Origin of the sequence: Micromonospora sp. S-DT3-3-22 (assembly GCF_015354745.1) — a bacterium.
Lineage (GTDB): Bacteria > Actinomycetota > Actinomycetes > Mycobacteriales > Micromonosporaceae > Micromonospora > Micromonospora wenchangensis.
Genome location: NZ_JACGMO010000101.1, coordinates 16,700 through 28,651, shown reverse-complemented (window position 1 = coordinate 28,651; position 11,952 = coordinate 16,700). Strand labels below are relative to the sequence as shown.

Annotated in this window: 11 protein-coding genes; 3 read left to right on the top strand and 8 right to left on the bottom strand. The window is 71.9% G+C overall.

The annotated features are described in order from the left end of the window. Nucleotides 1-177: 177 nt before the first annotated feature. From H1A17_RS25005 to H1A17_RS24985, 5 genes are read right to left on the bottom strand one after another with little or no spacing between them, the layout of a single operon-like run. The gene (locus H1A17_RS25005; RefSeq protein WP_228544182.1) at nucleotides 178-1,098 is read right to left on the bottom strand and encodes a carbohydrate ABC transporter permease; all 921 of its coding nucleotides are present in this window, start codon (nucleotides 1,096-1,098) and stop codon (nucleotides 178-180) included. 1 nt (nucleotide 1,099) lies between these two features. Then, nucleotides 1,100-2,008 carry a carbohydrate ABC transporter permease gene (locus tag H1A17_RS25000; protein WP_088645682.1) on the bottom strand — a complete coding sequence of 303 codons (909 nt, stop codon included), beginning with the start codon at nucleotides 2,006-2,008 and terminating at the stop codon, nucleotides 1,100-1,102. 20 nt (nucleotides 2,009-2,028) lie between these two features. After that, nucleotides 2,029-3,465 carry an N-acetylglucosamine/diacetylchitobiose ABC transporter substrate-binding protein gene (ngcE, locus tag H1A17_RS24995; protein ID WP_145920785.1) on the bottom strand — a complete coding sequence of 479 codons (1,437 nt, stop codon included), beginning with the start codon at nucleotides 3,463-3,465 and terminating at the stop codon, nucleotides 2,029-2,031. 25 nt (nucleotides 3,466-3,490) lie between these two features. Then, nucleotides 3,491-4,240 carry a sugar isomerase domain-containing protein gene (locus H1A17_RS24990; RefSeq protein ID WP_088645680.1) on the bottom strand — a complete coding sequence of 250 codons (750 nt, stop codon included), beginning with the start codon at nucleotides 4,238-4,240 and terminating at the stop codon, nucleotides 3,491-3,493. After that, entirely contained in the window at nucleotides 4,237-5,184 is a 948-nt protein-coding gene (locus H1A17_RS24985) for a MurR/RpiR family transcriptional regulator (RefSeq protein ID WP_194823032.1), read from the bottom strand. Before H1A17_RS24985 ends, H1A17_RS24990 begins: the two co-directional genes overlap by 4 nt. A 201-nt stretch (nucleotides 5,185-5,385) precedes the next feature. Between H1A17_RS24985 and H1A17_RS24980 the strand changes: the two genes are divergently transcribed. From H1A17_RS24980 to H1A17_RS24970, 3 genes are all read left to right on the top strand, one after another. Continuing rightward, nucleotides 5,386-6,420 (top strand): N-acetylglucosamine kinase, encoded by a 1,035-nt coding sequence (locus H1A17_RS24980; protein WP_145920788.1) that lies wholly within the window; start codon nucleotides 5,386-5,388, stop codon nucleotides 6,418-6,420. A 305-nt stretch (nucleotides 6,421-6,725) separates the two neighbouring features. Beyond that, complete coding sequence (locus tag H1A17_RS24975; protein WP_013283833.1) at nucleotides 6,726-6,929, top strand: cold-shock protein; 204 nt, start codon at nucleotides 6,726-6,728, stop codon at nucleotides 6,927-6,929. A 247-nt stretch (nucleotides 6,930-7,176) separates the two neighbouring features. Then, complete coding sequence (locus tag H1A17_RS24970) at nucleotides 7,177-7,491, top strand: hypothetical protein (RefSeq protein WP_240762281.1); 315 nt, start codon at nucleotides 7,177-7,179, stop codon at nucleotides 7,489-7,491. A 66-nt stretch (nucleotides 7,492-7,557) separates the two neighbouring features. Here the strand turns inward: H1A17_RS24970 and H1A17_RS24965 are convergent, their stop codons facing one another. The 3 genes from H1A17_RS24965 to murD form a co-directional block, all read right to left on the bottom strand. Continuing rightward, entirely contained in the window at nucleotides 7,558-9,039 is a 1,482-nt protein-coding gene (locus tag H1A17_RS24965) for a CoA-acylating methylmalonate-semialdehyde dehydrogenase (RefSeq protein WP_370517091.1), read from the bottom strand. A gap of 62 nt (nucleotides 9,040-9,101) precedes the next feature. Beyond that, on the bottom strand, nucleotides 9,102-10,409 hold the full coding sequence (locus tag H1A17_RS24960; protein WP_145920789.1) for an aspartate aminotransferase family protein: 1,308 nt from the start codon (nucleotides 10,407-10,409) through the stop codon (nucleotides 9,102-9,104). Nucleotides 10,410-10,538: 129 nt separating this feature from the next. Continuing rightward, complete coding sequence (gene murD, locus H1A17_RS24955) at nucleotides 10,539-11,885, bottom strand: UDP-N-acetylmuramoyl-L-alanine--D-glutamate ligase (RefSeq protein ID WP_194823031.1); 1,347 nt, start codon at nucleotides 11,883-11,885, stop codon at nucleotides 10,539-10,541. Nucleotides 11,886-11,952 lie beyond the last annotated feature (67 nt).

The following is an 11,952-nucleotide window of genomic DNA, read 5'->3' as shown; positions in this document are numbered from 1 at the left end:
CCGGCGGCGTCCAGCGGCCGGAGGGCACCCCCGCCCCGCTCCCCCGCCGCCACCGCCAGCACCGCCACGGCCCGATTCTGCCCCGCCCCTGTGACACACCCGGCCCGGATCACCCGTCGGGGCACCCCGGGTCACCGGCGGGGTGGCGGGGTGAGGGGACCCCGCCACGCCGCCCGGTCACTTGACCGCGCCGGAGGTCAGGCCGGACTGGATCTGCCGCTGGAAGATCGCGTACACGATGATCATCGGAAGGATGGCGATGGTCAGGGCGGCGAACAGGCCGGACCAGTCGGCCTCGTAGCCGGCGTTGACCGAGATGTCGGCGATGCCCTGGGTGAGCACCCACTTGTCCTTGGCGTTGGAGAGCAGCACCAGGGGCAACTGGTACTGCGCCCACTGCCCGATGATGTTGAAGATCGCCACGCTGATCAGGCCCGGCTTCGCCATCGGCAACATCACCTGGAAGAACAGCCGGGTGTGCGAGCAGCCGTCGATCATGCCGGCCTCGGCCACCGAGTTCGGCAGCGTCCGGAAGAACGCGGCCAGGAAGAAGATGGTGAACGGCAGCGAGTAGGCGATGTAGACCAGGATCACGCCGGTGTGGGTGTCCAGCAGGCCCAGGTTGCGGACCACGAAGAACAGCGGCACCAGCGCCAGGAAGACCGGGAAGGCCAACCCGGAGACGAACAGGTAGTAGATCGCCCGGTTGCCCCGGAACTTGTACCGGGCCAGCACGTACGCGGCCATCGAACCGAACAGCATGGTGCCGAAGGTGCTGCACGACACCACGAAGACGCTGTTGAGGAAGTAGCGGCCGACGTGCGCCTTGGTCCAGGCCCGGCCGAAGTTCTCCCAGCGCAGCTCCGCCGGCAGCGTCCACGGGCTGCTGAAGATCTCGCCGGTGTTCTTGAACGCGGCCAGGAACGTCCAGAGGATCGGCACGATGACGATCACCGCCCAGACGGCGAGTGCCACCTGACCGAGCCCGCTGAACAGTCGTACCTCGTGGTGCGCGCCCCGGCCCCGGCGGGCGCGGGGGGCGGGCCGGCCGGGCGGGGTGTCCGCCGCGGCCGGCGGCAGCGTCGTCTGTGCGGCCATCTCAGTACTCCACGCTTTCCCGCTTGGTCAACCGCAGCGTCAGCGCCGCGAACGTGAGGGTGAGGAAGAACAGCGCCACACCCATCGCCGAGGCGTAGCCGTACTTCGAGTAGACGAAGGCGTTGCGGTAGATCTCCACCGCCAGCACCGTCGTCGCGCCGTCCGGGCCGCCGCTGTCCACCGAGAGCACCGCGACGATGGCGAACGCGTCGAACGCGGCGATGCCGAGATAGACCCAGGCCACCTGGAGGGTGTCCCAGAGCAGCGGCAGGGTGACCCGGAAGAACAGCATCACCTTGCTCGCCCCGTCCATCTCGGCCGCCTCGTAGATCTCCCCCGGGATGGAGGCCATCCCGGCCGAGAAGAGCACCACGTAGAAGCCAACGGCCTGCCAGACCAGCACCGCGATGATCGACCACAGGGCCAGGTTCGGCCGGATCAGGAACAGCACCGGGTCCAGCCCGAGCTTCATCAGCACGCCGTTGATCAGGCCGGACTCGTTGGGCCGGTACACCATCTGGAACAGCACCGCGATGATGGCCACCGCCAGGACCTGGGGGAAGAAGAACACCACCCGGTAGAACTTCGACCCCCGGACCCCCTGCCGCTGGCCGCCCACGCTGCGCCCGCCCACGTTGAGCAGGAAGGCGAAGAACAACGCGATGGCGATCGTGATCAGCGGCAGGGCAAGCAGCAGTACGCCGTGGTGCTGGACCGCCTGCCAGAAGCGCCCGTCGTCGAGCAGCCGCCGGTAGTTGTCGAAGCCCACCCACTGCGGGGCGGACAGCCCCCGCCAGTTGGTCATCGAGATCTGGAACGCCTGCGCGTACGGTGCGATGACGAAGACCACGTACAGCGTGACCGGGGCGAACAGGAACCCGATCACGAACGGATACTTGCCGTGCCGCATGATCCCGCTTCTCCGATCGGTCAGCGCGTGAACTTGGCGACGGAGCTGTCCTTCTTGATGGCGTCGGCCCGCTTCTGGATCCGCTCCACGAAGGCGTCGGCCTTGATCCGGCCGAACATCAGCTCGTTGGTGGCGGTGCGCGCCTCGGTGTCCAGCTCCTTGTACCAGCCGTCGAAGTACAGGTTGAACACGTCCTTGCCGGCGGCGGCGAGGGCGGCCTGGGAGCTGGCCACCCCCGGCGGGAAGGCGAAGCCCGCGCTGCCGGCGGTGACCACGGTCGGGGCCTTGACCACCTCGGTGAAGCCCTTCGCCCCGGCCACCGAGAGCATCTGGCGCATGTACTCCAGACCACCGCGCGGGTTCTTGCTCTTGGCCGAGACGAAGTAGCCCTCACCGGCGGTGGCCCGCACGGCGGTGGCCGGCAGCTTGTCCGAGCCGGTGAGGCTCGGCACCGGCATGAGCTGGTACTCGAAGCCGGCCGGGGTGTCCTTCTTCTGCTCGCCCTCCAGCCAGTCGCCGCTGGGGTAGAAGGCCAGCTTGTACTGGTTCTGCCGGAGCTGCACGTCGGTGTGCTTGAGCCCCTCGAAGCTCTTGTCGACGTACTTGGCGCCGATCTCCTCCCACGCCTGCGCCGCCTGCTTCACGGCGTCCTGCTGCCAGGCACCGTCCTCCAGGTTGTCGATGTTCTTGAGCACGTCGGTGCCGCCGATCTTCGCGGCGTGGGTCAGGATCACGTTCCACTGGTAGTAGGCCGCGTTCGCCCCGGCGTAGCCGTACGGGGTGATGCCCTTGGACTTGATGCCGTCGAGCAGGGCGGTGAACTCCGACCAGGTCTTCGCCGGGGCCCAGCCGTTCTCCTTGAACAGCTTGCCCGAGTACCAGATGCCGAAGACGGTGGAGACGTAGTACAGCACGTACGGCTTGCCGTTGAACGAGCCCGCCTCGACCGTGCCGGGGACGACGGTGTCGCGGACCTTCTTGCTCGGGTCGTCGACCGACGGGGCGTCCCACAGCTCGGTGAGGTCCATCAGCTGCCCGTCGGCCACCAGCGACCCGAAGTCGATCAGCTTCTCGCCGGAGTTGTTCACGAACTCCGGCGGGTTGCCCGAGGCGAACCGGGGCTGGAGGATGGTGGAGACCGCCTGGGTGGACTGGTGCTTGATCTCCGCCTTGGGGAACGCCTTCTTGTACAGCGGCTCGTGCACGTCGGTGGCGTACTTCTCGCCGTAGCCGCCGTTGAAGATGACCACCTCCAGCGGGGCGTCCTCGGCGACACCCAGCGGGTTGGCGGCGCTCTTGGTGCCCTCCTCGGCCTTGGTGGGGGTCTCGTCGGAGCCGCTGGTGGCGCAGGCGCCCAGCAGGCTGACCACCGGCGTGGCGAGCAGGCCCGCCGCGGCGGTGCGGCCCAGCAGGGTGCGCCGGCTCAGCGCGGCGGGGGTCTCGGGGGTATTCGACATCGTCGTCTCTCCTTGGGTGTCCGGGTCAGGCGGTCCGCCGGAGACGCCCGGCGTACCGCGACTCGAGGGCGAGGTTGTGCGCGTCCCCACCGGGGACGTTGGCGGAGAGGTAGATAGGGGGTACCTCTCCGGCCTGGTGGAACCGTCGGACGACCTCCGCGGTCACCAGTTGCGCCAGCAGCGCGGAGGTGACCGAGGAGACCGCACAGACCGCGCCGCCGCCCTCCAGCGGCAGCAGTGCGTCGCCGTACGGTGCGCCGTTGTCCAGCACGACGTCGGCGAGTTCGGCGAGTCGACGCCCGGACGGGTGGCGGGGTGCGACCCGTGCGGTGTGCGCGACCGAGGTGACCGCGATGAGCGGATGGCCGTGCCCGGTGACCAGCGTCGCCAGCTCGACCACCGAGCCGTTGATGCCGGACTGGGAGGCGATCAGGAAGACGTCGGCCGGCTGCGGCCGGGCCAGCGGGTAGAGCTGGTGGGCCACGGCCGGGTCGCGTTCCAGCTTGGGGTCGGTGAGCACGTCGCGTGGGGCGTCGCCGTGCAGCACCAGGTCGTGCAGGCCGATCCGGTTGGTGGGGACCAGGCCGCCGGCGCGGGCCACCAGTTCGGCGGCGAACGCCTCGGAGTGGCCGGCCCCGAACGCCTGGAGCACACCGCCGGCCCGCAGGCTGGCCGCGATCAGGTCGGCGGCCCGGCCGATCGCCTCGGCCTGGGTGTCGAGCAGCCGGTCGAGGACGGGCCGGACGGCCCGCGCGTACCCCTGGGCACTGATCATGAGGTGGTCCCCTTCGCGGCCTTGTGCCCCTGCACGGCCTGGGCGGTACGCCGGAAGGCCGCGTGGGCGCGGTCGTGGGTGCGCTGCGCCACGGCGATGTAGAGCAGGTCGAGCACGACGAGTTGGGGGTGCCGGGCGGACAACGCGTCCGGCCGGAAGGTGGTGGCCTGGCTGGCGGTGAGCAGGACGATGTCGGCCAGTTCGGCGAGCGGGGAGCGCGGGAACCCGGTCAGCGCCACGGTGGTGGCCCCCCGGCTGCCCGCCTCGGCGAGCATCTCGATGGTCTCCCGGGTCTGCCCGGTGTGCGAGATGCCCAGCGCCACGTCGCCGGGGCCGAGCAGCGCGGCGCTGGCCAGCCCCTCGTGCACGTCGCTCCAGGCCCACGCGGCGACCCCGATGCGGTGCAGGCTGAACTGCATCTCCTCGCCGACCAGTGCGCTGCCGCTGGCCCCGAAGATGTTGACCCGGGCGGCGCCGGCGATGGCGACGGCGGCCCGTTCGACCTCGGCGAGGTCGAGCAGGGTGGCGGTGTCGTGCATGGCCCGGGTGTCGGCGGCCATGATCTGGTCGAGCACCCGTTCCAGCGGGTCGCCGGGCTGGATCTCCCGCCCGATGTCGACGGTCCAGCCGGCCGAGCGGGCCCGGCCGGTCTCGGAGGCGATGCCCAGGCGCAGGTCGGCGTAGCCGTCGAAGCCCATCGCCCGGCAGAACCGGGTGATGGTCGCCGGTGAGGTGCCGCTGCGTTCGGCCAGTTCGACGATGGTGGCGCGGGCCGCCGCCTCCGGGTCGGCGAGCACCTGCTCGGCGACCCGGCGCAACGCTCCCGTCAGCTCGGCGGCGCCGGCCCGGACCCTGGCCAGCACCCCGTCCGCGCCGCGCCGGTCGACGGGCTCGGCATCGACCACCGCGGTCGCCGCGGTGGTGTCCGTCTCGAGCTCGGCCATCGACACGCCTTTCGGAAAAGAGTGTTAACTGTTAGTGGTAAAAGTTCTTACTGAAGGCCCCTTCCTGTCAAGACCATGGGCGAAGTTTTCAAACTGTTACCTGGCGCACGGCCCGCCGCCGGCCCCCGGTCTTGCCCTGCGGCACCGCACCGACCAGCATGGACACCCCCACACCAGCGCACCCCGGGGAGGCCCGCGCGGATGTCCGGCACCATCGTGGTCGGCCTCGACGTCGGGGGTACGTCCACCCGGGCCACCGCCCTGACCCTCACCGGCGAACGCCTCGGCACCGGCCGGGCCGGCGGCGGCAACCCCACCAGCCACGGCGCGGAGCAGGCCGCCGCGGAACTGCTTACGGCGCTGCGCGGCGCGCTGCACGGCGTCGACCCGACCCGGGTCCGCGCCGGAGCGATCGGGCTGGCCGGGGCCGGCCGGTTGCGCGCCGACCCGGCCGGCCGGGCCGCCTTCGACCGGGCCTGGTCCGAGGCCGGCCTGCGCTGCCCGTACACGGTGCACAGCGACGCCCTCGTCGGGTACGCCTCCGGCACCGCCGCAGCCGACGGCACGATCCTGATCGCCGGGACCGGGGCGATCGCCGCCCAGGTGTGCCGGTGGCGACTGGACCGGGTCGCCGACGGGCACGGCTGGCTGCTCGGCGACGCCGGCTCCGGATTCTGGCTGGGCCGGGAGGCGGTCCGGCGTCTGCTCGCCGACCTGGACGCGGCCCGGACGCCGGGGCCACTGGGCCGCCGGGTGCTCGCCACCCTGCTGGGGGACGATCAGGTCGCCGACCGGCCCCGGGAGACCGTGGACGCGGTGGTGCAGGCGGTCACCCGCCGGCCGGCGGTGGAGCTGGCCCGGCTCGCCCCGCTGGTGGTCGCCGCCGCCGCCGAGACCGAACCGGTCGCCGTCACGCTGATCGAGCGGGCCGCCGGGCTGCTGGCCGACAGCGTCGCGCGGATCCGACCGGCCGGCGCGGTGGACCCGGTGGTCCTCGGCGGCGGTCTGCTCACCGGTGGCACCCCACTGGCCGTCGCCGTCACCGCGGAACTGGCCCGGCGGTGGCCGGTCGCGCCCCTGCGTCCGGCCGGCGACGGTGCCTCCGCGGCGGCCTGGCTCGCCGCCCGCGACCTGCCGGGGATCACCGATCCAGCGGCCCTTCACCCGCTGTTCGTGCCGGACCCGCCCGTCGACGGGAGGGGTGTCGATCTCGACTCTTCCCAGGGTCGCTCGTGACCGAATTCCGTCGATGCCGCCGACCGGTTGGGTCTTTCGCCGGGACGCCTCCGGCCGCGGTTGGCGCGATGGCGAACATCGATGGATAGGGCGATTGCCACCCCCGCCCCGGAGTCGCGACGGATCGTGTGCTACGGTAAACATGTTGCAGTTTTGATTTCCGTAGACGTTTCCGGGCGCCTGATGGGTTATCTAAAATCCATCCGGGCGCTTTTCGTTTTTCGTGTCGTTTCGATGCGGGTTATCAACTCGGCGGCTAAGGGTCCGCGCAGTGCGGTCTCTCCACAGCCTGCAGAGGAGCAGACATGACTACAGGTACCGTGAAGTGGTTCAACGCCGACAAGGGCTTCGGCTTCATCAGCCCCGACGACGGCGGTGCCGACGTGTTCGCCCACTTCTCCGCGATCTCGGCGAGCGGCTTCCGCAGCCTCGACGAGAACCAGAAGGTGGAGTTCGACATCACCCAGGGCCAGAAGGGCCCGCAGGCGGAGAACATCCGCCCGCTCTGATCCACACTCCACGCACGGCGGCCCGACTGGTTCAGCGGGCCGCCGTTCGGCGTTTCCATCGCTCACCACGGCGACCGCGGCTGAGCGACCAGGGCCGCCCGGCCAGGCGTGAGCCGACGCAGACCCCTCCCGCTACGCGCCACGTTCCACAGCGCCGCCGCCCTGATGGTCGGGGCACGTACGACCCTGGTCCCGATGGAGCACAGCCCGACGCCCCGGCTCCTGATGACCGCAGCCGGGGGCCGAGGTGCGCAGCGTTCACCCTGAAAGGCTGATGACTTTGACGACGACCTACTCGGGTCCGGCGAGGCTGATCCTGTCCGGCGGCGCACGCATATCCGGCATGGCTTCCCTCAGCACCAACCAACGCGGTGGACTCAACGGCTGGGGTGGCACCTTCCGGCCGGACGAGATCACGACGGACCTTCGCAACGCCGTCGAGGGACTGCAGTTGGAACTGCCCTACGATCGCGTCGGAACGGTCGCCGTCACCGGCTTACGCAAACTACTCGCCACGCAGGTGTTGATGTCGCTGGCAGGCCGCGGACCCGCACCATTCTGACCGTACGTCCGCACGGCCCCGCTACCAGACACGGTCACCCGTGCCTGCTGGCTGTGCCGTGGCTGCTCAGGTCTGGGTGGGGAAGCCGAGGTTCACCCCGCCGTGGCGCGGGTCGGGCCAGCGGCTGGTGACCACCTTGCCCCGGGTGAAGAACCGCACCCCGTCCTCGCCGTGGGCATGCAGGTCACCGAAGAGGGACGCCTTCCACCCGCCGAACGAGTAGTACGCCATCGGCACCGGGATCGGCACGTTGATGCCCACCATGCCCACCTCCACCTCGTGCTGGAAGCGCCGGGCCGCGCCACCATCGTTGGTGAAGACCGCCGTGCCGTTGCCGTACGGGTTGGCGTTGACCAGCGCCACCGCCGCGTCGTACGAGTCGACCCGGACGACACCGAGCACCGGGCCGAAGATCTCGTCGGTGTAGATCGACATGTCCGGGGTGACCCGGTCGAACAACGTCGGACCCAGCCAGAACCCGTTCGGGTCCCCGTCCGGCGTGACGTCCCGGCCGTCGACCACCGGCACCGCCCCGGCGGCCACCCCGGCCGCCACGTACCCGCGTACCCGGGCCGCGTGCGCGGCGGTCACCAGCGGACCCATGTCGCAGCCGCGCCGCCCGTCGCCGGTGCGCAGCCCGGCCATCCGCGCGGCGATCCGCGCCACCAGGGCGTCGGCGACCGGCTCCACCGCGACCAGCGCGGAGATCGCCATGCACCGCTCGCCCGCCGAGCCGAACCCGGCGTTGACCGCCGCGTCGGCGGCCAGGTCCAGATCGGCGTCCGGAAGCACCACCAGGTGGTTCTTCGCGCCGCCGAGGGCCTGCACCCGCTTGCCGGTGAGCGTCGCGCGCCGGTGCACGTGCCGGGCGACCGGGGTGGAACCGACGAACGACACCGCCCGCACGCCGGGGTGGTCCAGCAACGCGTCGACCGCCTCGGCGTCGCCGTTGACCACGTTGAGCACCCCGGCCGGCAGGCCCGCCTCGACGAACCACTCGGCCAGCAGCAGCGCCGCGCCCGGGTCCTTCTCGCTCGGCTTGAGCACCACCGCGTTGCCGCAGGCCACCGCCACCGGCACGAACCACAGCGGCACCATCACCGGGAAGTTGAACGGCGAGATCACCGCCACCACCCCCAGCGGCTGCCGCAGGCTGTACGAGTCGACCCCGGTGGAGACGTTCTCACTGAACCGCCCGCGCAGCGCCGAGGCGACGCCGCAGGCGTACTCGATCACCTCAAGGCCGCGTTGCACCTCGCCGGCGGCGTCGGCGAGCACCTTGCCGTGCTCGGCGGTGATCACCTCGGCGAGCCGGTCCCGGCGGGCGTGGACCAGCTCACGGAACGCGAACAGCACCGCCGTGCGCCGGGCCAGCGAGGCGTCCCGCCAGCTCCGGGCGGCCCGCTCGGCCGCCTCGACCGCCACCGCGACGTCCGCCGCGCCGGCCAGCGCCACCCGGCCGGTACGCCGGCCCGTCGCCGGGTCGAACACGTCCCCGTGCCGGCCGGACGTCCCGTCGATCCGCTTACCGTCGACGAAGTGCCCGATCCGGGTACCGTCCACTGTGGGCGCGGCCGGCGCGCCGGGTGACGTCTGCCGGGTCGCCCCGGTCACCGCGCCGCCTCCGCCGCCACCGTCGAACGGATCGCCTCGACCAGGATGGCCAGCCCCTCGCGGGCCTCGGCCTCGGTGAGGGTCAACGGTGGACCCATCCGCACCACGTTGCCGTACAGGCCGCCCTTGCCGACCAGCAGGCCGCCCGCCCGGCACGCCTCGACGACCCGGCCGGTCAGCGCCGGATCGGGTTCCGTGCCACCCGGCTGGACGAACTCCACGGCGAGCATCAGCCCCCGGCCCCGGATCTCGGCCACCCCGTCGAGGTCGGCGACCGCGGCGCGCAGCCCGTCGACGAGGATCGCGCCCACCCGGGCCGCGTTGGCCTGGAGGTCGTGGTCACGCAGGTAGTCCAGGACGGCGTTGCCGGCGGCGGTGGCGAGCGGATTCCCGCCGAAGGTGGAGAAACTGACCGCCGGCACCGACTCCATGATCTCGGCCCGGCCGACCACCCCGGCCAGGGCGAAGCCGTTGCCGATGCCCTTGGCGAAGGTGAGCAGGTCCGGGGTGACCCCGTGCGCCTGGTACCCCCAGAAGTGCGCGCCGGTGCGCCCCCACCCGGTCTGCACCTCGTCGGAGATGAGCAGGATGCCGTGCTCGTCGAGTACCTTGCGCCAGCCGGCGAACAACCCGTCGGGCGGGGCGACGAAACCGCCGACCCCCTGGACCGGCTCGGCGATCAGACACGCCACGTCACCGCTGGTCTGGGTGGCGAGCACCTCGCGCAGGTCCTCCACGGCGGCGTCGATCCGGTCGTCGGCGGGCAGCCGGGCGAGCAGCCCGCGCAGCCGCTCCCCCGAGTGCAGCCAGGCCACCTGGAGCGGGCTGTGCGCGCTGGCCGTCCAGCCCCGGTTGCCGGTGACGCCCATCGCCGCGTACGACCGGCCGTGGTACGAGTTGCGTACGGCGAGGATCTGGTGCGAGCGGCGGTAGCTGGTCGCGGCCAGCAGCGCCGCCTCGTTCGCCTCGGTGCCGGAGTTGGTGAAGAAGACCCGGGCGTCCGGGATGCCTGCCACCTGGACGATCTTCTCGGCCAGCTCCACCTGCTGCCGGATCAGGTAGAGGGTGGAGGTGTGCACCAGGCCGGTGTCCAGTTGCCGCTGCACCGCCTCGCGGATCTCCGGAATGTCGTAACCGATCATGTTGGTCAGCACGCCACCGAAGAAGTCCAGGTAGCTGCGGCCCTGGGCGTCGGTCACCCGACGGCCGGACCCGGCGACCAGCTCGATCGGTTCGGCGTAGTAGAGCGGCATCCAGGACGGGAGCACGGCCCGGTGTCGGGCCAGCAGGTCGTCGGCGGTCATCGGCAAACCCTTCCGCGGCGGCGTTTCGCGTGCCCCGCACGCTGCCACCCCGGCCCGCCGCCGACAACTGCCACTGTGTCGCCCGAGCGCCGCCCCCGCCTGACACCGCGTCACCCCGCCCCGGGGGACTCAGCCGGCGGTGGCCCGGATCGCCTCGGCGAAGACCTCGGACCGGTGCTCGAAGTTGCGGAACCGGCCGTAGCTGGGGGCCGCCGGGGACAACAGCACCACCCCGTCGGGCGGGGTCACCGCCCGGGACAGCCGGACCGCGTCCGCCAGGTCGTCCACCACCTCGGTACGCACCGTCGGCAGCCCGGCCAGCGCCGCCACGATCCGGGGACCGCTGTCCGGAATCCCGATCACGGTCAGCTCCCGCTCGGCCAGGTGGGTGGCCAACGGCGTGTAGTCCAACCCCCGGTCGGTGCCGCCGACGATCACCGTCAAGGGCCGCCCGTCGTACGCGTCGATCGCGTGCATCGCCGCGTACGGGCTGGTGGCGAGGGTGTCGTCGACGAAGGTGAGGCCGGACGGGTCGACGATCTCGGTGAGCCGGTGGGCCAGCCCGTGGAACCCGGCGACCGCCACCGCCAGGGTGTCCTTGTGGGCGACGACGTCCACGCCGACCGCGTCGAGCACGGCGAGCGCCACGCAGAGGTTGCCCGCGTTGTGCCGGCCGACCAGCGGCAGCACCCCCCGGGCGAACAGCGGCTGGTCGCCGAGGTGGAACCAGTCGGTGCCGTCCGGGCCGGTGGCGACATGCGCGCTGTCGGGCAGGCCGGCCCGCACCGCCGCCCGGTCGCCCAACTCCAGGGCGAGGCGGGGGTCGCTGCCGTTGACCACCACCGTGCGCGGGCCGTACGCGAGGAGGTTGAGCTTGTCGCGGTAGTACTCGGCCTCGCCACCGTGCGCGTCGAGGTGTTCCGGGAACAGCGCGGTGACCACCGCCACCCGGGGCGAGTCGGCCAGGTCACTGCACTGGTAGCTGGACAGCTCCAGCACGTACAGCTCGGCCTCGGGCAGGTCGAGGGTGGGCACGCCGATGTTGCCGCCGAGCACGTTGGGCCGGTCCACCGCCGCGAGCAGGTGGCTGATCAGGCTGGACGTGGTCGACTTGCCCTTGCTGCCGGTGACTCCGATCGTCCGTTCGGCGTGGTCGGCCATCCACAGGGCGGTGCCCTGGGTGACGGTGACGCCCCGCGCCCGCAGCTCGACCAGCCACGGGTGGGTGTTGGGCACCCCCGGTGACCGGACGACGATCTCGGCGGCGGCCAGCCGGGCGAACCCCTCCTCCCCGGTGACCAGCGGCGCGGCCTCGGCGAGCGGGCCCTCCCAGGCCACGGTGAGGAAGTTCGCGCTGTCGTCGACGGCGACCAGGTCGGCCGGGCCGTGCGCGGCGATGGCGGTCACGGCGGCGCGGCCCTCCCGGCCGGCCCCCCAGACGGCGACGGTACGGCCGCGCAGATCGGACAGGCGCACGAACTCTCCCTCAGGTGTCGACGGTCGGGCCGGGTCCGCTCCCGGCACAGCGGACCCGGCCGGACGA